Annotated in this window: 16 protein-coding genes; 13 read left to right on the top strand and 3 right to left on the bottom strand. The window is 69.3% G+C overall.

The annotated features are described in order from the left end of the window. Positions 1-19: 19 nt before the first annotated feature. Both DMB38_RS25300 and DMB38_RS25295 read right to left on the bottom strand, forming a co-directional pair. Positions 20-532 carry a cupin domain-containing protein gene (locus tag DMB38_RS25300; RefSeq protein WP_125937085.1) on the bottom strand — a complete coding sequence of 171 codons (513 nt, stop codon included), beginning with the start codon at positions 530-532 and terminating at the stop codon, positions 20-22. Positions 533-588: 56 nt separating this feature from the next. Continuing rightward, positions 589-1,686, bottom strand: coding sequence for a type III polyketide synthase (locus DMB38_RS25295; protein ID WP_206337740.1), 1,098 nt, complete (start codon positions 1,684-1,686; stop codon positions 589-591). A gap of 265 nt (positions 1,687-1,951) precedes the next feature. On the opposite strand from DMB38_RS25295, the gene DMB38_RS25290 reads away from it, so the two are divergent. Further along, positions 1,952-2,854, top strand: a complete 903-nt coding sequence (locus DMB38_RS25290; protein ID WP_125937083.1) for a sigma-70 family RNA polymerase sigma factor — start codon at positions 1,952-1,954, stop codon at positions 2,852-2,854. A gap of 98 nt (positions 2,855-2,952) precedes the next feature. On the opposite strand, the gene dxs is transcribed toward DMB38_RS25290, so the two are convergent. Next, complete coding sequence (dxs, locus tag DMB38_RS25285; RefSeq protein ID WP_125937082.1) at positions 2,953-4,872, bottom strand: 1-deoxy-D-xylulose-5-phosphate synthase; 1,920 nt, start codon at positions 4,870-4,872, stop codon at positions 2,953-2,955. A 560-nt stretch (positions 4,873-5,432) separates the two neighbouring features. Between dxs and ispH the strand changes: the two genes are divergently transcribed. The 12 genes from ispH (at position 5,433) to DMB38_RS25225 (ending at position 23,983) form a co-directional block, all read left to right on the top strand. Next, positions 5,433-7,496: a 4-hydroxy-3-methylbut-2-enyl diphosphate reductase gene (gene ispH / locus DMB38_RS25280; RefSeq protein ID WP_125937081.1), complete on the top strand. Its 2,064-nt coding sequence runs from the start codon at positions 5,433-5,435 to the stop codon at positions 7,494-7,496. Positions 7,497-7,578: 82 nt separating this feature from the next. After that, positions 7,579-8,727, top strand: a complete 1,149-nt coding sequence (gene ispG, locus DMB38_RS25275; RefSeq protein ID WP_125939261.1) for a flavodoxin-dependent (E)-4-hydroxy-3-methylbut-2-enyl-diphosphate synthase — start codon at positions 7,579-7,581, stop codon at positions 8,725-8,727. A 168-nt stretch (positions 8,728-8,895) separates the two neighbouring features. Then, positions 8,896-10,479: an AMP-binding protein gene (locus tag DMB38_RS25270; RefSeq protein ID WP_164716217.1), complete on the top strand. Its 1,584-nt coding sequence runs from the start codon at positions 8,896-8,898 to the stop codon at positions 10,477-10,479. A 197-nt stretch (positions 10,480-10,676) separates the two neighbouring features. Beyond that, positions 10,677-16,205 carry a carboxyl transferase domain-containing protein gene (locus DMB38_RS25265; protein WP_125937079.1) on the top strand — a complete coding sequence of 1,843 codons (5,529 nt, stop codon included), beginning with the start codon at positions 10,677-10,679 and terminating at the stop codon, positions 16,203-16,205. 182 nt (positions 16,206-16,387) lie between these two features. Beyond that, positions 16,388-16,861 carry a hypothetical protein gene (locus tag DMB38_RS25260; protein WP_240662456.1) on the top strand — a complete coding sequence of 158 codons (474 nt, stop codon included), beginning with the start codon at positions 16,388-16,390 and terminating at the stop codon, positions 16,859-16,861. Next, positions 16,858-17,043, top strand: a complete 186-nt coding sequence (locus DMB38_RS25255) for a helix-turn-helix domain-containing protein (RefSeq protein WP_125937078.1) — start codon at positions 16,858-16,860, stop codon at positions 17,041-17,043. The genes DMB38_RS25260 and DMB38_RS25255 overlap by 4 nt, the downstream gene beginning before the upstream one ends. A gap of 397 nt (positions 17,044-17,440) precedes the next feature. Beyond that, positions 17,441-18,013, top strand: coding sequence for an isopentenyl-diphosphate Delta-isomerase (gene idi / locus DMB38_RS25250; RefSeq protein ID WP_125937077.1), 573 nt, complete (start codon positions 17,441-17,443; stop codon positions 18,011-18,013). Positions 18,014-18,815: 802 nt separating this feature from the next. Then, positions 18,816-19,952 carry a ScyD/ScyE family protein gene (locus DMB38_RS25245; protein WP_125937076.1) on the top strand — a complete coding sequence of 379 codons (1,137 nt, stop codon included), beginning with the start codon at positions 18,816-18,818 and terminating at the stop codon, positions 19,950-19,952. Between the two features lie 447 nt (positions 19,953-20,399). Continuing rightward, positions 20,400-21,434, top strand: coding sequence for a methyltransferase (locus tag DMB38_RS25240; RefSeq protein ID WP_125939259.1), 1,035 nt, complete (start codon positions 20,400-20,402; stop codon positions 21,432-21,434). A gap of 594 nt (positions 21,435-22,028) precedes the next feature. After that, positions 22,029-22,946 (top strand): aromatic prenyltransferase, encoded by a 918-nt coding sequence (locus DMB38_RS25235; RefSeq protein WP_125937075.1) that lies wholly within the window; start codon positions 22,029-22,031, stop codon positions 22,944-22,946. 83 nt (positions 22,947-23,029) lie between these two features. Further along, a complete protein-coding gene (locus DMB38_RS25230) occupies positions 23,030-23,269 on the top strand; it encodes a hypothetical protein (RefSeq protein WP_125937074.1) in 240 nt (79 codons plus the stop codon). A gap of 60 nt (positions 23,270-23,329) precedes the next feature. Further along, positions 23,330-23,983: an undecaprenyl diphosphate synthase family protein gene (locus DMB38_RS25225; RefSeq protein ID WP_125937073.1), complete on the top strand. Its 654-nt coding sequence runs from the start codon at positions 23,330-23,332 to the stop codon at positions 23,981-23,983. Positions 23,984-24,030: the final 47 nt, after the last annotated feature.

Below are 24,030 nucleotides of genomic sequence, written 5' to 3'. Positions count from 1 at the left end.
TGGCGCTTTCGGAGACCGGTTACCCGTAGCGAAGCGGCGTGATCTGGTTGACGTCGTAGCGTTCCCGCATCTGCTGCACGGCGACGGGGTCCACGGTCTCGCCGGCGGAGAAGATCTCGCAGAGCTCCTCGAAGTACCGCTCGTGGTCCGGCGGGGGCGAGCTCTGGAAGAGCATGCGCGTCGGCGTGTCCGTGGGGTTGCGGAAGGCGTGCGGGGTCCCGCTGTCCACGAACATGCAGCTTCCGGGGCCGCCGCGCAGCGGCTTGACGCCCTCCGGGGATTCCCAGTTGTGCCAGGTGTCCCCGGTGCGGGTGACGGGTTCGAAGGCGAACACCTCCAGTTCGCCTTCGAGGACGTAGAAGAACTCCTTGGAGTCCTCGTGCACGTGCGCGCCGACGTCGAAGCCGGGCGGCACGATGACCTCGAAGGTCGAGGCGAAGCCGTTGTCCGCGCCGGTGACCTTGAAGGTCACCTCCTGCGCCTTGGTGACGAGCTTCCGTCCCTGACCGGGTGGGACGATCAGGCTGGTCATACGGTCTACCCTTCGTGGTGTGTGACGAGACGCTCGCGGGCGGGCCGGGGAGCCGCTCAGCCGATGGCGGCGGCGACGGGCGTGCCGGTCGCGTGCTCGTTGTCCCCGTCGGTGACCCAACTGCCCACCGACATCTCGGCGGTGATGCCGGGGCCGAAGCCGGCGATCATGCCGCTGGCGCCGGGCAGGACCTCGTTCTCCTCGAAGAGGCGGCGCAGTGCCTCCAGCACGACGGCGCTGGCGATGTTCCCGTAGTCGGTCAGGGTCGACCAGCTGTGCCGGAACATGTGCCGGTCGGTGTTGAGGAACTTGCTGAGGTCGTCCAGGATCCGCGGCCCACCGGCGTGGATGATGTAGAAGTCCAGCTTCTCGACGTCCCAGCCGTGGTTCGTGGCAAGCTGGCGCAGCACCGGCGCGAGCGGCTCCATGGTGCCGGGGACCCGGCGGTCGAGCTGGAAGTGGAAGCCGGTAGAGCGGACCGCGTAGGAGATCCACTCCTCGGTCTCCGGGATGAGGTACGAGGCGTTGCGCTCCAGCGTGACGCCGGTGCCCCCGCGTCCGCGCACGACGGCGGCGGCGACGGCGTCGCCGAACAGGCCGTCGGAGAGCAGCGAGCCGATGCCGTCGTCCTCCGGCTGGTAGCACAGCGAGCACAGCTCGGCGGAGACGATGAGGACGTTGCTGTCCGGGTACGCGCGGATGAAGTCGTGGGCGCGGTTGATGGCGGCGCCGCCCGCGGCGCAGCCGAGCTGGGCGATGGGGATCTGCCGGGTGTCGGAACGGAAGCCCATGGTGTTGATCAGCCACGCGGTCAGCGACGGCATGAGGAACCCGGTGCAGGACACGTAGATGATCGCGTCGATGTCCTGGGCGGTCACGTCCGCGTTCGCCAGGGCCTCTTCGATGACCGGCGGGGTCATCTTCTTGGACTCGACCTCGTAGACCCGGTTACGCTCTTCCAGGCCCGGGTGGTCGAGCGTCTTCTCGATGGGCTGGACGATGTGCCTTTTCCGTACCCCGGTCTTCTGAATGAGACGAAGCGCCAACGGAAGTTGCGGCTTTCCCGCGTGTACCTTCTTGGCGAATTCCAGGGTCTCTTCCATAGTGATGACGTACTCCGGCACGCTCACCGCTGGCTTGCAAAGAGTCGACATGCCTGGCATCCACCTTCTGGTAGGTAGAGATTCCCCCGAAGTCTCCCGTTGCACTGACTCCGGGTTTACAGCGAATTCAGTCGTGCCACCGCAGCTTTCCGCACGGTGCACAAGCGTTATCTTTGCTCATTTCGCTTGCGATCGGCTTGGTGGCGACTTGGCAACCTGTTGCTCACCCCACCGATCATGCGGGGGCGCAGGTCACACCGGACGGCACACCAAGTAAGCTCACTGAGCGGGCCCACAGGTGGGAGGATCTGACCAGATGCATGAACACGACTCGCTGGCGGAGAGGTTCGAGAAAGATCGCCCTCGCCTGCGTGCCGTCGCGTACCGGATGCTCGGCTCGACCGACGAGGCGGAGGACGCGGTCCAGGAGGCGTGGATCAGGCTGAGCCGCTCGGACACCAGCCGGGTCGAGAACATGGGCGGCTGGCTGACCACCATCGTCGCCCGAGTTTCCTTGAACATGCTGCAGTCCCGCAAGTCCCGTCCCGAGGACCTGGTGGACACCGAGCGGAACGGCCAGTCGTACGACGCGCACGCGCCGGACGACCCGGAGGAGGAGGCGCTGGTCGCCGACTCCGTCGGCCTCGCACTGCTGGTGGTCCTGGACACGCTGTCGCCGGCGGAGCGGCTCGCGTTCGTGCTCCACGACATGTTCGCCGTGCCGTTCGACGAGATCGCGCCGATCGTGGACCGGTCCCCCGCCGCGGCGCGGCAGTTGGCCAGCCGCGCCCGGCGGCGGGTGCAGCACGCCACGCCGGCCGCCAGGACCAGGCCGCTCGGCGTCTACCGGGAGGGCAGCGCGGCGGCGGTGCGTACGGGCAAGACGACGCTGGCGAGCGCGTTTCTCGCGGCATCCAAGGACGGCAACTTCGAGGCCCTGCTGGAGATGCTGGACCCGGACATCGTGCTGCGCTCGGACCCGGCCGCCATCGAGATGGGCGTCGACGCGGAGCTGCGCGGCCGGGACGCGGTCAACCGCGTCTTCGCCGGGCGCACGTGGTCGCCGGTGCTGGCGGACCTCGACGGCACGAAGGGGCTGGTGTGGGTCCTCGACGGCCGGCCGCACGTGGCGTTCCGGCTCACCGTCACCGACGGCCGGATCTCGGCGATCGACATCAAGGCCGAACTGGAGGAGATGGACATCGCCCTCGCCGGCTAGCCGTACGGCCCTGGGGCGCTTCGGCGGCGTACGACACGGCGAGGGCCGGTGCTCCCCGGAAGGGGGCACGGCCCTCGCCGGCTGCGGCCGAAGCGGGGTCAGCGGGAGCCGACCACCGTGTCCGCGCTGTCGCGGCGGCGGCCGGAGACCGCCTCGGTGACGGAGCGGGCGATGTGCTGGCCGGTGAGCCCGGCCTGTTCGAGGATGCCGCCGCGGGTGTTGTGGTCCAGGAACTCCTGCGGCAGGCCGAAGCACGTCACCGGCGTGGCCACGCCCGCGTCGCGCAGGTCGCGGGAGACGGCGTCGCCGAAGCCGCCGGAGATGCCGTTGTCCTCGACGGTGACCACGAGCCGTACGTCGCGGGCCGCGGCGGCGAGCGCCGGGTCGACCGGCTTGACCCACCGCGGGTCCACGGCGAGGGCGCCGATGCCCTGGTCGGCGAGGCGGGCCGCGGCGTCCGCGCACACCCCGGCCATCACTCCGGCGCCGACGAGCAGCACGTCGGCGGCGGTGCCCTCCTCGGGGCGGGCGACGACGTCCATGCCGCCCAGCTTGCCCAGGCCCGGGACCTCCTCGCCGGCCGGCGCCTTGGGCCAGCGCAGCAGGGTCGGCCCGGTGGAGTCGTCCAGCGCCTCGGTGAGCAGCTCCGAGAGCCGGGTGGCGTCGCGCGGGGCGGCGACGCGCATGCCGGGAACCATCTGGCTGATCGAGCCGTCCCACATGCCGTTGTGGCTCGCGCCGTCGGGGCCGGTGACACCGGCGCGGTCCAGCACGAAGGTGACGGGCAGCTTGTGGAGGGCCACGTCCATGAGCATCTGGTCGAAGGCGCGGTTGAGGAACGTCGAGTAGAGCGCCACCACCGGGTGCAGCCCGCCCATCGCGAGCCCCGCCGCCATGGTGACGGCGTGCTGCTCGGCGATGCCGACGTCGAAGACCCGGTCCGGGTGCGCCTTCGCGAACGGCGCGAGCCCGGTGGGGTGGAGCATCGCCGCGGTGATGCCGACCACGTCCTCGCGTTTGCCGCCGATCTTCAGGATCTCGTCGGCGAACACGTGGGACCAGGTCCGCGCCCCCTTCTTCACCGGCGTGCCGGTGAGCGGGTCGGTGTTGGCCCCGACCTGGTGCAGGTGGTCCTCGTCGTTGTTCTCCGCGGGCGCGTAGCCGTGGCCCTTGCGGGTCAGCACGTGCACGATCACCGGGCCGCCGAAGTCCTTGGCGTGGGCCAGCGCCAGCTCCAGGCCGGCCTGGTCGTGGCCGTCGATGGGACCGACGTACTTCAGCCCCAGGTCCTCGAACATGACCTGCGGCTGCAGGACGTCCTTCAGCCCCTTCTTGATTCCGTGCAGCGTCTCGTAGAGGGGCGCGCCGACCAACGGGGTCTTGGGCAGCGTCGACTTGATGGAGGCGAGCACGTTCTCGTACTTCTGCGACGTCCGCACCTGCGCGAGGTGGGTGGCGATGGCGCCGTGGGTCGGCGAGTACGAGCGGCCGTTGTCGTTGACGATGACCACGACGCGGTTCGACTTGGCCGCGGCGATGTTGTTCAGCGCCTCCCAGGCCATGCCGCCGGTGAGCGCGCCGTCGCCGATGACCGCGGCCACCGTGCGGTCGTCCTCGCCGCGCAGCTTGAAGGCCTTGGCCAGCCCGTCGGCGTACGACAGGGAGGTCGAGGCGTGCGAGTTCTCCACGTGGTCGTGGGGCGACTCCGCCTGGCACGGGTATCCGGACATGCCGCCGGGCTGCCGCAGGGTGGCGAACTCCTCCTGCCGGCCGGTCAGCAGCTTGTGCACGTACGACTGGTGGCCGGTGTCGAAGATGAGCGGATCGCGAGGGGAATCGAACACGCGGTGCATGGCGATGGTGAGTTCCACCACGCCGAGGTTCGGACCGAGGTGCCCGCTGTTCGCCGACACCGTGGAGATCAATCGGTCCCTGATCTCGGCGGCAAGACCGGTGAGCTCATTCGGCCCAAGGTCCTTGAGATCCTTCGGACCACGGAGCGAATCTAGAAGTGTCATGGAACAACACTCGGGGCGCGAACCGAATTCAGCAAGGAGTCCTGAGAGGCAACATGTTGCTGGCGGCCCGAGATGACAGACTCTTGTCATTTTTCCGGGCGTCTGATCGATCGGTCCGAGGGCCCGCAAGACGCCAAGCCGCCGCCAACTCGGAGCACAGTGCGGCCCAAGGAGCGTCACCATACTCGTGACTGTGGAGCGGTAGGGCGAGACAATAATTCATGTAACGCGGGAGCGCTCGTCCGCCGCTCCACTATTCAACTTTCCGCCCGCGTCGACGCCCTGGTCGCATTCTCCGCGACCGCGTCGCGATAACGACCCTTCTTTGCGGGTACGTTAGCGGCGCATTTCCGCGGGGCGTCGACCCGGCGCCGAGCCCTGCCGAATTCCCCGGCCAGCGCGCGTTTTCCACCCGCGCGCCGGCTGCATCCCACACCTATCCGACCCCTCGTCGGCAGCCCGTGAATGCGCATGTGAGAGGGGTTCTAGGCGGGGGTGACAATATGTTGCCCCACCTTCATTCTTGACGCTCGTCCCGGCGATTCCGCACCCTATTCCACATGGCTATCGCGGTGGAAAAGAGGAAGCAAAAGGGCGGCAAGAAGGTCATTCTGGCGGAGCCGCGCGGCTTCTGTGCCGGCGTCGAGAGGGCCATCGAGATCGTGGAGCGTGCGCTGGAGATCCACGGCGCGCCGGTGTACGTGCGCAAGGAGATCGTGCACAACCAGCACGTGGTGCGCGAGCTGGAGGAGCGCGGCACCATCTTCGTCGACTCCGAGACCGAGGTGCCCGAGGGTGCGGTGTGCATCTTCTCCGCCCACGGCGTCTCGCCGCAGGTGCGCGAGAACGCCGCCGGCCGGCAGCTGAACGTCATCGACGCGACCTGCCCGCTGGTGTCCAAGGTGCACCAGGAGGCCCGGCGCTACGCCCGTGACGAGCGCACCCTGCTGCTCATCGGGCACGCCGACCACGAGGAGATCGAGGGCACCTACGGCGAGGCACCGGACCGCACGCTCATCGTCGAGGACGTCGAGGAGGCGCGGCAGGTCGAGCTGCCACCGGGGACGGAGGCGGCGTTCCTCACCCAGACGACGCTGTCGCTGGACGACACCTCGGAGATCGTGGACATCCTGAAGGAGCGGTTCCCGGGGATCGTCGGCGCGGGCAGCGAGGACATCTGCTACGCCAGCCAGAACCGGCAGAACGCCATCAAGGCCATCGCCGCCCGCAGTGACTTCGTCCTGGTCGTGGGGGCCACCAACTCCAGCAACTCCATACGCATGGTCGAGGTCGCCGAGGCCCACGGCACGCCCGCCAGGCTGGTCCCGTCCGTCGACCACTTCGACCCGGCCTGGCTGGAGGGCGCCGAGACCGTCGGCGTCAGCTCCGGCGCCAGCGCGCCCGAGGTCCTCGTCCAGCAGCTCATGGAGCGTCTCGCCACCCTCGGCTACGTCGACGTCGAGTCCGAGGTGACCGCGAAGGAAACCGTCGTGTTCCGGCCGCCGTCCGGGCTCGAACTCCCCGGCGAGCAGGCCGCCGACGACGAGTCCACCGAGACCGCCGGCAGCTCCCCGGCAGGCGGTGGGGCCGCCGAGGACGACGCCGGGAAGCTGCTCGCCCGCACCGTCGAACGGATCGAGGTCCTGCTGCGCGACGAGGCCGACCGCTGGGGCAGTGTGGACACCCGCGCCGCGCAGCCCGTCGAGGCCATCGCCGAGCTGGTTGCCGCGGGCGGCAAGCGGCTGCGCCCGACCTTCTGCATCAGCGGCTACCTCGCCGCGGGCGGCAGGCTCGACGGCTCCGCCGCCGAGGGCGCGGTCGTCAACGCGGCCGCGGGCGTGGAGTTGCTCCACACCTTCGCCCTCCTCCACGACGACGTCCTCGGCAACGCCCCCACCCGCCGCGGCAAGCCGACCGCCCACGTGAAGCACGCCGGCATCCACGAGCGGCACGGCTGGGCCGGCGAGTCCCGCCGCTACGGCGACAGCTTCGCCATCGTCGCCGGCGACCTGGCCTTCAGCTACGCCAACAAGATCACGCGCCACCTGCCCGGCGCCGCCCGGGACGTCTGGGCGTACCTCAGCACCGAGGTGATCGTCGGCCGGCAGCTCGACATGGCCCTGGCCGCCGAGCCGGCCCCGGACCCGGACCTGGCCCGCTGGGTCGCCGTCTGCAAGTCCGGCCAGTACACGATCCACCGCCCCATGGCCCTCGGCGCCGCCATCGCCGGCCGCGAGGACCTCCGCGAGGCGTACGAGGCGTACGGCGTCGCCGTCGGCGAGGCATTCCAGCTCCGCGACGACCTCCTCGACGCCTTCGGCGACTCCGAGGCGACCGGCAAGCCGGCGGGCCCGGACGTCAGCGAGCACAAGATGAACCTGCTGCTCGCCCTGGCGGCCGGCAAGGACGCCGACGTGGCGGCGCTGGTCACCGACGGCGAGAACGGGGACCCCGACCGCCTCCGCGCCGCGATGCTCGCCTCCGGCGTCCGCCAGGAGGCCGAGGACCGGATCGACGAGCTCGTGCAGACCGCGCGGAAGGCGCTTGAGGGCGCGCCGCTGGCGGACGGCTGGCGGGAACGGCTGGACAAGATGGCGCAGCAGGTCGCGTACCGCGGCCGCTGACGCAGCAGCGAGACCGGCGGGGCCTGGACTCCGGCCCGCCACGACCCAATTGAGAGGATGATCATACGTGGTGGACCTGGGCATGCCCAAGGTGCCGCAGCAGGTTGCTCCCCGTCGGGAGAGCCGGCAGCTGAAGCTCGGGCACGACGACAAGGCCGTGCTGGTGGGCGGCGGTGCGCCGGTGAGCGTGCAGTCGATGTGCACCACCGTGACGGCCGACGTGAACGCGACGCTGCAGCAGATCGCGCAGCTCACGGCGTCGGGTTGCCAGATCGTACGCGTCGCCGTGCCCTCGGCCGACGACGCCGAAGCACTGCCGGAGATCGCGCGCAAGTCGGGGATTCCGGTGATCGCCGACATCCACTTCCAGCCGCGGTACGTCTTCGCGGCGATCGAGGCGGGCTGCGCCGCGGTCCGCGTGAACCCCGGCAACATCAAGGCGTTCGACGACAAGGTCGGCGAGATCGCCAAGGCCGCCGCGGCGGCGGAGGTGCCGATCCGCATCGGCGTGAACGCGGGCTCGCTGGACAAGCGGCTCATGGAGAAGTACGGCAGCGCCACCGCGGACGCGCTGGTGGAGTCGGCGCTGTGGGAGTGCTCGCTCTTCGAGGAGCACGGCTTCCGGGACATCAAGATCTCCGTGAAGCACCACGACCCGGTCGTGATGATCAATGCGTACCGCAAGCTGGCCGCGGCCTGCGACTACCCGCTGCACCTCGGCGTGACCGAGGCCGGCCCCGAGTTCCAGGGCACCGTGAAGTCCGCGGTGGCCTTCGGCGCCCTGCTGTCCGAGGGCATCGGCGACACCATCCGGGTGTCGCTGTCCGCGCCGCCGGTCGAAGAGGTCAAGGTCGGCATGGCGATCCTGGAGTCCCTCGCGCTCAAGGAGCGCCGCCTGGAGATCGTCTCCTGCCCCTCGTGCGGGCGGGCACAGGTGGACGTCTACAAGCTGGCGAACGAGGTGACCGCCGGGCTCGACGGTATGGAGGTCCCGCTGCGCGTCGCCGTGATGGGCTGCGTCGTCAACGGTCCCGGCGAGGCGCGCGACGCCGACCTGGGCGTGGCGTCGGGCAACGGCAAGGGGCAGATCTTCGTCAAGGGGAAGGTCGTCGCCACTGTGCCCGAGTCCAAGATCGTCGAAACCCTCATCGACGAGGCCATGCGCATCGCCGAGGAGATGGGCGAGGAGGAAGACGCGCCCGTCGGCAAGCCCCAGGTCATCACCGCCTGAGGCGGACCCGGTTCGCTCTATGGAATTCACCACGGCAAACCGCCAAGTGAACGCCAAGTCATCGATATGCGGTGGCCAAGTGGGGTGCCGGATGCTGGGTGGGCGTGGCTTCGGGACGGTACGTTTATCGGTCGGTTTTCGAGAACGCTGGTCTGGGTGGAGGGCTTTATGAGCCAGAATCCGATGCACAAGCGTGGTTTGTATCTGGGGGTGCTTGCGCAGCGTGCGGCTGTGAAGCATGGGTCGGTGCTGCTGACGTTGGATCATGATCTGGATGTGCTGCCGGAGGCGGGGCGTCGGATCACGGTCAACGAGTTGGCGCATTATGTCGTGGATCTGGCGGGCCGGCTGGCGGCGGCGGGGGTGCGGGCCGGGGATCACCTGGTGATCTACAAGCGGCCGAACTTCGATTCGTGGGTGCTGGGCACCGCCGCCGCCCGCGTCGGCGCCGTGCCGGTGATGCTGTCGCCGGCGCTGGACGCGCCGACGGTGGCGGCGTTGATGCGGCGTTTGGGCCGGCCCCGGCTGCTTACCGATGCCGCGAAGTTGAAGCTGCTGGCGGGTGAGGACCTCGACGCGCTGGCCGAGTCGGTGATCACCGTTGCGGACCCGGGTGCGGATGCCGGTGACGGTGTGGTGTCGCTGGCGGATCTGGCGGGTTCGGCGGGGGTCCAGTCGGTGTTCACGGGTTTGGACGAGCCGGCGATGATCACGCACACGTCGGGGACGACGGGGCTGCCGAAGCTGGTGGTGCACACCGCGCGGACGATGCGTACCCGGTTGCGGCCGCAGTTGTTCATGCTGGGGATCATGCCGCGGCGGGAGACGGTGGCGATCAGTATCCCGTTCGTGCACTCGCGGCTCTTCGCGGCGATGGCGCTGGTGCTGATGAAGGGCATGCCGACGATCCTGGTCAACAACCACGATCCGGAGGAGGTGGCGCAGTTCTTCGTCAAGAACCGTCCGGGTCTGATCGAGGCGCTGCCCAACTCGTTCCTGGCGTGGGAGGGGCTGGTCAACGACCCGCGGAAGCCTTTTGCGTCGGTGAAGTATTTCTCCTCCACCTTCGATGCGATCCACCCGCGTACGGTGCGCCGGCTGCTGGACTCCTCGAAGCGGCGTGCCCCGCAGTTCTTCCAGATCTACGGGCAGAGCGAGGTGGGTCCGGCGGTGGGCCGGCCGTACTACCGCCGCCACGCGCGGGAGATGGACGGCCGCTGCGTGGGTTTCGCCCTGCCGGGCAGCGCGAAGGTGCGGGTCGTCTCGCAGAACGAGCGGGCGGTCTCGGAGAGCAATCCGGGGTTCATCGAGGTCCGCTGGGACGGTATCGCCAAGGCGTACCACGGTGAGCAGGACCGTTACGACGAGAACGTCAACGACGGCTGGTGGCGCACCGGCGATGTCGGCTACCGCACGAAGCTCGGCTGTCTGCACATGCTGGACCGGGAGATCGACACCATCCCGGGCGTCGGTTCCAGTCTGGAGATCGAGGACACCGTCCTGGACCGCCTGGACGAACTCGTCGAACTCGTCGTCGTCCAGGGTCCGGACGCCAGCGCGGTGCCGATCGTGTGCACCCGTGAGGACAAGCCGATCGACACCGGCCGCTGGCGGCAGGCCACCGGTGACTGGCCCCAGCTCGCCGAGCCCGTCCAGATCCCCATGGCCGAACTCCCCCGCACCGCCACCCTGAAGACCCGCCGCGTCGAACTGTCCCGCATCCTCCACGACAGACTCCAAGAACAACCCTGAAGCATCCGTGTGCCGGGCCGCCCTCCGGCACACCCCGGTCAGCGGGCGCGCCGACGGAAAGGCCGCCGGCGCGCCCGCTGACAGGCATGTGAGCAGCCACCGCACCGTGACTCGTCCGATGGGGTGCAGCACCGACTCACCGGCTACAGGCGGCGCGCCCGCCTTCTTCCGTTGCTGACCTTGGGAGGCTCGACTCGGTGTTCAGCCGTATAGCGATCATCAACCGCGGCGAGGCCGCGATGCGGCTCATCCAGGCAGTCGGTGAGCTGAACGCCGCCGGCGGACCGCGGATCGAGACCGTGGCGCTCTACACCGACGCCGACGCCACGGCCACGTTCGTCCGGGAGGCGGACCTCGCCTACGACCTCGGCAAGGCCGCGGACCGCCCGTACCTCGACCTCGCCGTGCTGGAGCGCGCCCTCGTCGAGACCCGCGCCGACGCCGCCTGGGTCGGCTGGGGCTTCGTCGCCGAGGACCCGGCCTTCGCGGAGCTGTGCGCGAAGCTGGGCGTGACCTTCGTCGGCCCCGACGCCGAGGCGATGCACAAGCTGGGCGACAAGATCAGCGCCAAGCTGCTCGCCGAGGAGGTCGGCGTCCCCGTCGCGCCGTGGAGCCGCGGCCCCGTCGAGGACCTGGACACGGCGCTGCGCGAGGCCGAGCGGATCGGCTATCCGCTGATGCTCAAGGCGACCGCGGGTGGCGGCGGCCGGGGCGTACGGGCCGTGCACCGGCCGGACGAGCTGGTCGAGGCGTTCGAGCGCACCAGCCAGGAGGCGGAGCGCGCCTTCGGCAACGGCGCGGTGTTCCTGGAACGACTGCTGGTGAGCGCCCGGCACGTCGAGGTCCAGGTGATCGCCGACGGCCAGGGCGGCGTGTGGGCGCTGGGCGTACGCGACTGCTCGGTGCAGCGCCGCAACCAGAAGGTCGTGGAGGAGTCGGCCTCGCCGGTGCTCGGTCCGGAGCAGGTGGAGCGGCTGAAGTCGTCGGCCGAGCGGCTGGCGCAGGCCGTCGGCTACCGCGGCGCGGGCACGGTGGAGTTCCTGTACCAGCCGAAGGACGGGATGTTCGCCTTCCTGGAGGTGAACACCCGGCTCCAGGTGGAGCACCCGGTCACCGAGGCCACGACCGGCATGGACCTGGTCAAGGCACAGCTCCACGTGGCCGCCGGCGGCCGGCTCACCGGCGGGCCGCCCGCCGAGCTGGGCCACGCCGTCGAGGCCAGGCTCAACGCCGAGGACCCCGACCGCGACTTCGCGCCCGCCCCCGGCCGCATCGCCCTGCTCGACCTGCCCACCGGCCCGGGCATCCGGGTCGACACCGGCGTCAGCCGGGGCGACACCATCCCCGCCGACTTCGACTCGATGATCGCCAAGATCATCGCCTACGGCCGCGACCGCGCCGAGGCGCTGTCCCGGCTGCGGCACGCGATGCGCGACACCACGGTGCTGATCGAGGGCGGCACCACCAACAAGAGCTTCATCCTCGACCTGCTCGACGAGCCCGAGGTGATCGACGCCAGCGCCGACACCGGCTGGATCGACCGGGTACGGGCGGAAGGCCGGCTGGCGTCGCCCCGGCACTCCGGCGTCGCGCTCGCCGCCGCGGCGATCGAGGCGTACGAGGACGGGAAACGGGCCGAGCTGCAGCGGCTGCTGACCACCGCCCGCGGCGGCCGGCCGCAGGTGCACCACGAGAGCGGCCGGCCCGTCGACCTCACCCTGCGGGGCGCCGGCTACCGGCTCACCGTCGTGGAGACCGGCCCCGGCCGCTACCGCGTCGGCTTCGTCACCGGGGGTGCGGAGGAGTCCGAGCGCACCGTCGAGGCGAAGCTGGAGCGGTTCGACGCGCACACCGGCCAGATACAGCTCAACGGCCGCCGCTTCCGGCTGGTCACCGGCGCCCACGGCGCCGTGCAGCTTGTCGAGGTCGACGGCGTGACCCACCGCATCAGCCGCGACGAGGGCGGCGTCGTCCGCTCCCCCGCCCCGGCTCTGGTGGTCGCGACGCCGCTCGCGGTCGGCGACGAGGTCGACGAGGGCGCCCCGGTGCTGGTGCTGGAGAGCATGAAGATGGAGACGGTCCTGCGCGCGCCGTTCCGGGCGTCGCTCAAGGAGTCGCTGGTCTCCGTCGGCAGCCAGGTCGAGACCGGCGCGCCGCTGGTACGGCTGGAGCCGCTGGAGGACATCGACGCGGCCGGCGTCGCCGCCGACGGCGTCGACCTGGACCTGCCCGCCGAGCCCGCCGGGCTCACCGCCGAGCAGCGCGCCGACCGCGGGCTGGCGGAACTGCGCAGCCGGCTGCTCGGCTTCGACGCCGACTCGCGCGGCGCCGACGTCACCCTGGCCGAGCACCTCGCGGTCCGCGCCGAGCTGGCGGAGCGGCCGCTGGCCGCCGAGGCCGGGCTGCTGGAGGTCTTCGCCGACATCTCCGAGCTGAGCCGCAACAAGCCGGAGCGCGAGGAGATCCCGGCCGAGACGTGGGTGCGCAGCCCGCGCGAGTACTTCCACACCTACCTGCAGAGCCTCGACGCCGAGCGGGCCGGCCTGTCGGAGGGCTTCCGGGAGCGGCTGAGCCGGGTGCTGGGCCACTACGGCATCGACTCCCTGGACCGTACGCCCGCGCTGGAGGAGGCGGTCTTCCGCATCTTCCTGGCCCGGCAGGCCGCCGGCACGGACGTCGCGGTGATCACCGGGCTGCTGCAGCAGTGGCTCAACGAGGAGCCGCCGCCGGCCCGTTCGCGCCAGGCCGTGAGCCGGGCGCTGGAGCACCTGCTGCGCGCCACGCAGCTCCGCTTCCCGTCGGTCGGGGCGCTCGCCCGGAGCCTGGTGTACCGCTGGTTCGCCCAGCCGCTGCTGCGCAGCGCCCGCGAGAAGGTCTACGCGCAGGTACGCGAGCACCTCGGCCACCTCGACGAGCACCCGGACGCGGCCGACCGCGACGAGCGCATCGCCGACATGTCGGCCAGCTCCGCGTCGCTGGTGCAGCTGCTCTGCGAGCGCATCGGCCGCTTGGGCGCCCTGCCGGACCCGCTGCTGGAGGTGCTGTGCCGGCGCGCGTACCGCGACCACGGGCTGTCCGACGTGCGCTGCGAGTCCATCGGCGGGCGCCCGTTCGTCCTCGGCGCGTACGACCTGGACGGTGTCTCGCACCGGCTGCTGGTCACCGTCTCCGACTACGACGACCTGGCCGCCGCGGCGGCGACCGTCGCGGAGGCGGCGGCCGCGGAGCCGGACTCCACCGCCGTCGTCGCCGAGTTCTACCTCAGCTGGACCGACCCGCCGGCCGACTCCGACGCCATGGCCGCGGGGCTGCGTACGACGCTGTCGGCCGCGGCCCTGCCCGGCAGCCTGCACCGCATCACCACGACGGTCGCCGGCCGGGGCGGCGCCGCGCCGCACCACTTCACGTTCCTGCCGACCTCGAACGGCCTGGTCGAGGACAAGCTGATGCGCGGCATGCACCCGCTCATCGGCCGCCGGCTGCTGCTGCGCCGGCTGCGCAACTTCGACCTCACCCGGCTGCCGTCCGCCAACGAGGACGTGTACCTGCTGCGCTGCGTGGCGCCCAACAACCGGTCCGACGAGCGGCTGGTCGCCATGGCCCAGGTCCGCGACCTGACCGCGCTCCGCGACGACGAGGGCCGCATCCTCGCGCTGCCGGAGGTCGAGGCGGCGCTCGGCGCCTGCCTGGACGCGATCCGCAAGGAGCAGATCCGGCACCCGGAGAGCAAGCGCCAGGACACCAACCGCATCTTCATCAACGTCCGGCCGCCCAGCGACCTCACGCTCGCGGACCTCAACGCCGTCGCCCACCGCGTGCTGCCGACGACCGCGGGGCTGGGCGTGGAGGAGGTGCTGTTCCTCGGCTGCCGGCGCGACCGGCGCAGCGGCGGGCTGGTCCCCGCGGCGGTGCAGGTGTCGTACGACGTGGCCAGGGGCGTCAGCCTCAGCGTCACCGACCCGCCGACCGACCTGATCCAGCCGCTGGACGACTACGGCCAGAAGGTGCTGCGGGTGCGGCGCCGCGGCACGGTCTACCCGTACGAGCTGTTCGACATGATCGCCGGTCCGGGCGGCTCGTTCACCGAGCACGACCTCGACGACGCCGGCGCGCTGGCCCCCGTGCAGAGACCCAAGGGCCTCAACAAGGCCGGCATCGTGGCCGGCGTGGCCACCACGCCGACCGAGCGCTACCCGGAGGGCGTGACCCGTGTCGTGCTCCTCGGCGACCCGGTGAAGGCGCTGGGGGCGCTCTCCGAGGCGGAGTGCGCCCGGGTGGTCGCGGCGCTGGACCTGGCGGAGCGGCTGCGGGTGCCCGTCGAGTGGTACGCGCTGTCCGCGGGCGCCCGGATCGCGATGGACTCGGGCACCGAGAACATGGACTGGATCGCGCGGGCGCTGCGCCGCATCGTGCACTTCACCCAGGACGGCGGTGAGGTCAACGTCGTCGTGGCCGGTGTCAACGTCGGTGCGCAGCCGTACTGGAACGCCGAGGCCACGATGCTGATGCACACCCGGGGCGTGCTCGTGATGACCCCGGACTCGGCGATGGTGCTCACCGGCAAGCGGTCGCTGGACTTCTCCGGCGGCGTCTCCGCCGAGGACAACTTCGGCATCGGCGGCTACGACCGGGTGATGGGCCCCAACGGCCAGGCGCAGTACTGGGCGCCGGACGTGAAGGCCGCGCGGGACGTGCTGATGTCGCACTACGACCACAGCTACGTGCTGCCGGGCGAGGCCGGCCCGCGCAGGGCCGTCACCACCGACCCGGTCGACCGGAACGTCTGCGACTTCCCGCACGCCGTCGAGGGCAGCGACTTCACCACGGTCGGGCAGATCTTCGCGCCGGAGACCAACCCGGACCGCAAGAAGCCGTTCGACATCCGCACGGTGATGCGCGCGCTCGCCGACCAGGACCACGCGGTGCTGGAGCGCTGGGCCGACATGGCCGAGGCGGAGACCGCGGTGGTGCAGGACGTGCACCTGGGCGGGCGGCCGGTGTGCCTGGTGGGCATCGAGTCGCGGTCGGTGCGGCGGCACGGCTTCCCGCCGGCCGACGGCCCGGACACGTACACGGCCGGCACGCTGTTCCCGCGCTCGTCGAAGAAGGTCGCGCGGGCGGTGAACGCGGCGAGCGGGAACCGGCCGGTGGTGGTGCTGGCGAACCTCTCCGGGTTCGACGGGTCGCCGGAGTCGATGCGCGAACTCCAGCTGGAGTACGGCGCCGAGATCGGCCGGGCGATCGTCAACTTCCGCGGACCGATCGTGTTCTGCGTGATCTCGCGCTACCACGGCGGCGCGTTCGTGGTCTTCTCCAAGGCGCTGAACCCGGGCATGACGGTGCTGGCGGTGGAGGGCTCGTACGCCTCGGTCCTCGGCGGCGCGCCGGCCGCGGCGGTGGTCTTCGCCGCCGACGTCGACTCGCGCACCGCCGCCGACCCGCGGGTGGCGGACCTGGAGGCCCGCATCTCCGGGGCCTCGGGCAGGGAGCGGGCGCAGCTCACCGGCCGGCTGGAGAACGTGTGGGCGACGGTGCGCGCGGAGAAGCTGGGCGAGGTCGCCGCGGAGTTCGACAACGTGCACTCGATCCAGCGTGCGCAGCAGGTGGGCTCGGTGGACAAGATCATCCGCCCGGAGGAGCTGCGGCCGCAGATCATCGCCGCGGTGGAGCACGGGCTCGCCGACGGCGAGCGGCGACCGTCGGCGGCGGGGAGGGAGAAATGCTGACAGGACACGAGTCATGTCGAGCCCCGTCATGCGCAAGCAGACCGAACGGAAGTACGTCGAAAAAACCGGGGGCGACTGGCGGCAGAAAAGTCTTATGTGCACCGTGCCAGCGTCGGCTGGAAGCCGATCTGCTCCATCTTCCCGGACTGTACTCCGACTGCAGCAGAGTCACGGGAGCGGAGGTGGTGAAGGTCGTACGGAAGGTTGCCAGGAAGAGCGCCGCGACCGGCACGATGAATACCGCCGCCGCCGAGGTGCGAGCTTCCATCCGTACGGTATTGGCATCCTGGTCGGGCCTCGTCGCCGAAGAGCGTCGACTGAGACCGCCGGCCAGAGACGTCCCCGCGCTCGCCCGCTTCCTGTGCCGGCATGTGGATTGGCTCACGCGCCACCCGGCGGCCGGTGATCTGGCGGAAGAAATCCAGGAACTCTCGCGGAGGGCACGCAGTGTCGCCGACCCGAACGGCGTTCGCAGAGTGCACATCGGCGATTGCCCTGACATCGACTGCGATGGCAATCTCGTGGCCCTGATGCGCACTCACGGCGACCGGCTGCCCTCCGAGATCGTCTGCACGGCTTCTGACGCGCACACGTGGCCGGCCACATGGTGGACCAGACTCGCCCGCCGGATGCAAACACAGAGAGAGGTCAGATGAAGCACAAAGCCGTGAGCGCCGGGCTGACAGCAGACGACGTCGCCAGCATCTGGCGCATACCCAAGGGCACTGTCTATCGCTACGCCCATATGCACCACTGGCGTCGCTACAAACAAATCGGCCGAGTTTACTACCACCCCGACGATGTCACGACCACCCTTGACGAGGTGCACCCGGGATGACCGCGGTTCCGGTGCGGTGCCGTCCGCTTCGGTACGTCCCTACGCGGGGCTTGACGGTCGGCCGGCGAAGAAGCTATAAATACAATTGTCGCCCATATTCCGCCCTCAGCGGGTGCGAGTCGATCTCGCGTATACGCGAAGCCGCACTGAGCCGCACCTGCTGCGACTTCGCACGGCAAGGCGATTTCAGCCACGTACTGCGCCGAAGAAGGCGGCACCCCGTGCTGGCCGGGCAGTTCCCTTCCGACGACATTCCTGTGGCCGCAGTCGGGGAGTGGATTTCTCATATGCCAAGGCTCCGCAAGTCTGGGAAAGACTGAGCAGCGGCGAGGCGCACGGACGCGCGGCCTGATGCCGACGTGTCAGGTCTGTTCATGACAGGAGGTAGGAGACCCCCATGGTTACTCGGGAATCACAACTGGTGGAGCTCGTCGACGCGGGCGGCACCGCGCTCGGCTCCCTCATGGTGGCCGAGGCGCATACGGCGCCCGGCCGGTTGCACCGGGCGTATTCGGTGATGTTGCTGGACGACCAGGGCCGCGTCCTTCTGCAGCAGCGCGCCGCGGTGAAGACCCGGTTCGCGCTGCGCTGGGCCAACGCCTGCTGCGGTCATCCGGCTCCCGGGCAGGCCGTGCTCGCCGCCGCGGCCGAGCGGCTGGTCGAGGAGATCGGGCTGCGCGAGGTGGCGTTGCAGGAGGCCGGCGTGTATCTCTACCGGGCCGAGGACCCGCAGACCGGCCGCGTCGAGCACGAGTACGACCACGTCGTGGTCGGTCTGGTGTCGGCGGACGTGCCTCTGGACCCCGACCCGGCCGAGGTGGCCGACGTCCGCTGGGTGCCGCCGGAGGAGCTGCGGGCGGACCTGGCCGCCCATCCGGACCACTACTCGCCCTGGCTGGGCGGCGTGCTCGCCGTGGCCACCAACGCCGCCGACCGCCTGCCGCACGCCGCCGGCCTCTCCACCCCGTAACGAAACCCGGTTCCACGGCTGGTGACGAGGGGCACCTCGGTTCTCGCACCGGTTGGCCCGCCTGCGACTCCAAAAGCCTTCGCGGTTGATGACGCTGCTGTCGTGTTTTGAGCTCGGAAAGCTTCCCCGGGGCTTCAGGTGACGGCGTTCGATCTGCTGGAGAAGGAGGATGAGGCCCTGGGGTCCGTGTCCTGTCCACGAAACACGGCAGGACACGGATCGGTACCACGCGCATCTGCGATGAAAGTCGGCGGAGGGCTTGACGGCCAGCACCGAAGAACCTATAAATAGGATTGCATAGCTGGAGTCCGCCTTCTTGCGTAGACTCATCTCGGCACCGACGCGGCGTCGGTTGCCCGCGCCCCACTTTTCTCGACGTCAACCGTCGCATGCTCCGCCACAGAGCTCCGCGGGCGCCCCGAATCCGAAATTCCGGATTCCCTTGTTGAGACCCACACTCACCTTCACCACTTGGAGTGGCGTATGCCCGGAACCGCTGAGCTTGAGAGAGTGAATTCGACCATCGAAGAATCGGCTCGGATAGTGGGTGCGCCCTGCTCCCGTGACAATGTCTGGCCGTATCTTTCTGCATTCGGAGGATCGATCGAGGACGCTCTGATGGTCTTCATTCTGCAGACCGGCGAGCGCCACGCGGGAGAACTCGTCTTAGAGACGCGTCAAGAGTTAGAGACGCGTCAACCCGCCCCGATCGCAAGCCTCGTCCAGCCCATCCTCAGTCTGAGTCTGAGTCCGGCTAGATGCAGCCTAGGTACGAACGAGCCCCTTGTCCAGGAGACGAACAATGCAGTCACTACACCGTAGCCTCAGGTTCCTCACGATACCGGCGGCAACCTTCGGCGTTCTCGCCTTCGCCCTGCCGAGCGCGCAGAGCAGCCAGTCCGCCCCCGCGACACCCGATAAACACGCCACCATCGAAACCCTGGCCACTGGTCTGGACAGCCCACGCAAGGTCACTTGGGACTGGAAGGCGCACCGTCTGTTCGTCGCCGAGGCCGGGGAGACATGCGGAGAGCCCCCCGCGTATTGCTTCACCAAAACCGGCGCGATCTTCACCTACAAACCGGGAGACGCGCGCGGCAAGCGCATCGTGACCGGATTGCCGGCGCTGACCGTGCACTCGCAGGCGCGGGGCCCGGAGGCGATGGGCATCACCGAGGTGAACCCGCTGCCCGGCAGCGGCTCGCCCGATGACTTCCGCGCCTCGATCGGGCTCAGCTACGACGTCACGAGCGCGGACCGGGCCAGCTTCGGTCCTGACGCGATGCCGCTCGGCACGATCGTCCGCATCACCGAGGACGACGAGATCATCCTCCTCGCCGACCTGCTGGCCTACGAAGAGGAGCACGACCCGGACGGCGTCGTGGTCGAGTCCAACCCCTACGGCATGGTCACAGACGCCACCGGGAGCACCATCGCGGACACCGCCGCGGACGACATCATGCACGTCGACTACAACGGCAAGGCCAGCGTGTTCGATGTGCCGCCGCGGATACCGGGAGCGGAGAACACGACGGTCGACCCCGCGCCGACCGCCATTGCGCGCGGCCAGGACGGCTCCTACTACGTCGGCGAGCTGACCGGTTTCCCGTTCCCGGTCGGCGCCGCCAGGGTGTGGCGGTATGCGCCCGGGCAGGAAAGGCAGCTCGTCTCGACCGGCTTCACCAATATCATCGACCTGGCCATCGACCGCAAGGGCCGGGTGCTGGTGCTGGAGATGGCCGAGAAGAGCCTCGCCTCCCCCGACCGCACCGGCCGGCTGGTGCGCATCGAGCGGAACGGCGACCACACCGTGCTGGCCCGGGAAGGTCTGGTGCACCCCGGTGGCGTCGAGGTGGTGCCCAACGGCGACGTCTACCTCACCAACAGGACCAACGAACCGAACGGTGGCGAGCTCCTGCGCATCCGCGGGCTGGGCTGATCCCGCCCGCCTGGGGCGGCATCGGCATGGGCACGGTCAACGACATCCGGGCCGACGAGTGGCCCCTTCCTCTTCCTGCCCACCGGTGACCACCCGGAGTACGGGTCGGGCTCGACCACCGTGGCATCGGCCGCGTCGCAGACGGCGCGGCGGTTCTTCGGCACCGACGAGCTGGGACAGCGGCACGTCAAGGGCGAGGGCAACGGCTGACGCCCCCGCCGGAGCAGAAATGGGGCGTTCCGGCACCCGTACACGGGTGCCGGAAGGCCCCGCTTCTCGCGCCCTGCCCGGATACGCCGCCGCACACCGGGGCGGGCGGCGGGTGCAGGGGAGCAGCAGCGGACGCATGACTTGTGATCAGTTACCTGCCACGGCCGTGGCACGAAAGACTCGGAAAGGACCACTACCTTGACACCGGAAGCCACGTTCACGCGATTTCGCGAATACATGGTGGGCCCCTCGCGGTTCATGACCCTGCTGTCCTGTTTCGAGCTCGGCGTCATCGACAAGCTCCGGCAGACCCCGGGCATGACCGCGGCCGAACTCGGCCAGGCCGTCGGCGCCAAGCCCGACGCCGTCGAACAGCTCCTGCTGCTGCTGGTCAAGGAGAGCTTGCTCGCCTACGACGAGGACTCCGGCGGCTACTCCCTCGACGCGCTCGCCGACATCGGCGAGGACGACCTGCGCCAGATACTCGCCCGCATGGAGATGATCAAGGCCGTCACGCTCAGGCAGTTGTTCTACCTCACCGACAGCGTGCGCACCGGCACCACCGTCGGCCTGAACAAGCTCTACGGGTTCGAGGGGAACCTGTACGGCGCGCTGGCCGAGCACAGCGAACTGCGCGAGCCCTGGGCGCGGCTGATGAACGGCGAGACCGCCCACATCGACCCCTGGTTCTTCGACAACATCGACGTGCCGGCCGGATCGAATGTGCTCGATCTCGCCGGGAACACCGGCCTCGGGGCCATCCACACGTGCAAGCTGAAGGCGTCCCCCGGGCTTCGGGTGACGACCTTCGACCTGCCCGAGAAGGAAAAGGAGTGCCTGGAGAACTTCCGGGCCCACGGCGTGGCGGAGCAGTGCTCGTTCATCGGCGGGGACGTCTTCGAGGAGGTCCCCAAGGGCTTCGACGTCGTGCTGATCAAGCACTTCCTGCCCATGTTCGACAAGAGCGACGTGTTCCGGATCCTCGAAGCCGTCAACCGGTCGATGGACCCCGGCGGGCAGGTCCACGTCCTGGTGCCGGTGTTCCCCGAGAACATCAAGGACACCGACAACTACACCGTCGACTTCTTCCCGTCCTTCTTCATCGGCTGCGCCATGGGCCAGGGCGGGGCGCAGAAGATGTCGACGTGGCAGCGGTGGCTGGAGGAATGCGGGTTCACCGTCACCAAGGCCGTCGCCGAGGACCCCGCCGACATGCTGCCGCACGCCCTGCCCGTGGAAGCCGTTCTGTCCGCCACGAAACGCGCCGGATAAGCCCGCCCCCCGCACCCGGCCGCACACCCGCGCGGGCCTGACGGCCCGTCACGGCCCGCCCGGCCGCCCGGGCCGGGCGGCCGGGCGGCCGGGCCCGGTGGCGGCACCCGGACCGTCCTGCGAAACCCGCACAGCCTCACAGGAGACAGGAAAGGGGCCCCAGGCGATAACAAAGGACACCGCCGAGATGCCGAGGAGGTCATTCCGACTCCGGCCATCCTGTGCGCGACCAAGGAGGGCTGACCCACCGGTGTTGACGGATCACGGATCCGGACGGCGGTACCAGGTGCCGGGTCCGTGTCCTGTGTACGAAACACGGCAGGACACGGACCGGTACCACGCGCATCTGCGATGAAAGTCGGCGGAGGGCTTGACGACCAGCACCGAAGAACCTATAAATAGGATGGTATAGCTGGAGTCCGCCTTCTTGCGTAGACTCATCTCGGCACCGACGTGGCGTCGGTTGCCTGCGCCCCACGTTTCTCGACGTCAACCGTCGCATGCTCCGCCACAGAGCTCCGCGGGCGCCCCGAATCCGAAATTCCGGATTCCCTTGTTGAGACCCACACTCACCTTCACCACTTGGAGTGGCGTATGCCCGGAACCGCTGAGCTTGAGAGAGTGTATTCGGCCATCGAAGAGACGGCTCGGATAGTGGGTGCGCCCTGCTCCCGTGACAACGTCTGGCCGTATCTTTCGGCATTCGGAGGATCGATCGAGGACGCTCTGATGGTCTTCAGTCTGCAGACCGGCGAGCGCCACGCGGGAGAACTCGACTACAGCTTCACCGCATCTCCGGGAATCGGTGACCCCTACCTCCACGCGCTGTCGCACGGCTTCGTCACCGAGACGGACCACCCCATCGGCTCTCTGGTCTCGGACCTGCAGGGACGATGGGCGATCAGGGAGCACTTCGTCGACTGCGGGGTCGCCGGCGGCTTCAAGAAGCTCTACGTGCACTTCCCGGGGGACCTGCAGCCGGTGGCAAAGCTGGCCGAGATCCCGTCCGTGGCCCCGGCCGTGGCCGAAAACGCCGACCTCTTCGCCCGCACCGGCCTGCACGAGGTGGCGATGGTCGGGGTCGACTACAAGCGCAAGACGATGAACCTGTACTTCCAGTTCACCCCCGACGGAGTTCCGGAACCGAGCGCGTACCGGTCCCTGCTGCGCGAGGTCGGGCTGCACGAGCCGAACGACGACATGCTGAAGTTCGTCAGCGGCTCGATGCGGTGCAATGTCACCCTCAGCTGGGATTCCTCGACGATCGTGCGGGTCGCCGTCGCCCGGCCGCCGGGCAGGAGGGTGGATCCGGCGGAGGTGCCCGCTCCCATAGAGCCGCACATCGCGCGGTTCGCGACCTCCGCACCGTACGCGTACCCCGGCGAGCTCATGAACCTCTTCGGTGTCAAATGGTTCCCTGACGGGGAATTCATCGACGTCTCTACGTACTACCAGATCTCGGCCGGGCACGTGGGCATCAAGTTGATGGAGACGTTCAAAGACCGGACGTAGTGCTTCTTGCCGCGTAGCCGGCACTACGGGAGTTCTTCAGCAACAACCACCTGGGCGTCCTCCTGGCGACGAGGGCCGCGGCAATGGCCCACGACCTGGACCTCGACGGCTGGGTGCAGCTGTACGTGACGATTTCGATGGCGCAGCTCGACCACCTCATCGCCGCCTGGACCGACTTCGTCCGGGACGCCGCGATGAGCCGGGTGTCGGCCGGCGTGAACTTCACGAAGACGGCCGAAAGGTCCGTGGAGTTCGGCATGCAGTTCGGCGACATGGCCTACGAGTTCGTGCACCGACACGTCGAAGGCGACGTCGAGGACTGACCGCGGTCACGAGAGCACGAACCTCCGAAACAACGGATCACGCAACCCAAGGAGATAACGGTGACCAATTTGATGTTGCTGCCGGACGGAATGCGCCGCTGGTCCAAGGCCAACGGCGTCTCACTCGACGGCGGCTACAAGGCAATGGCGGACAAGCTGATCGAGTTCATGGGCTGGGCCAGGGAAGACGGCGTCAAGACCCTGTACATCACGACCTCCTCAGCCGCGAACTTCAGCCGCCCCGAGCCTGCGGTGACGACGTTCCTGGTCGCGTTCAACGACATCGTGAGGCGCGTCCACGACGACCTCAACTTCGACTTCTCCGGATCGCTCCACCTGGTTCCCGAGCAGTACCTCATCGAGCTGGAGGAGCTGCGGGACAAGTCGAACAAGGAGTCCGGCTTCACCCTGCACTACATCATGGGCATGTCCCTCTCCGAGGAGGTCGTCCAGATCTTCAACAAGCTCAACGGTAAGATCCCCGAGATGACCGAGGAGATCCTGGCAGAAAACGCCTACGTCCCGCAGAACGTCGACTACCTCATCCGCACGGGCGGCGCGATCAGGATGTCGTCCTTCTTCCCGCTGATGTCCCCGTACGCCGAACTGCACTTCTCACCCGTGCTGTTCCCGGACATCACGCGAGCGGATTTCGACGCCGCGATGAAGGACCTCCGGCGGCGGGAACGGCGCTACGGGAACTACCCGGCGTAAGCGCCGTCGGACAGCGCACAGACAAGACGGCGGCCGATCTCGGCCGC

It is taken from the genome of Streptomyces sp. WAC 06738 (assembly GCF_003945505.1).
Lineage (GTDB): Bacteria > Actinomycetota > Actinomycetes > Streptomycetales > Streptomycetaceae > Streptomyces.
The sequence above is the reverse complement of the archived record's forward strand: the minus strand, read 5'-3'. Positions and strand labels throughout refer to the sequence as shown.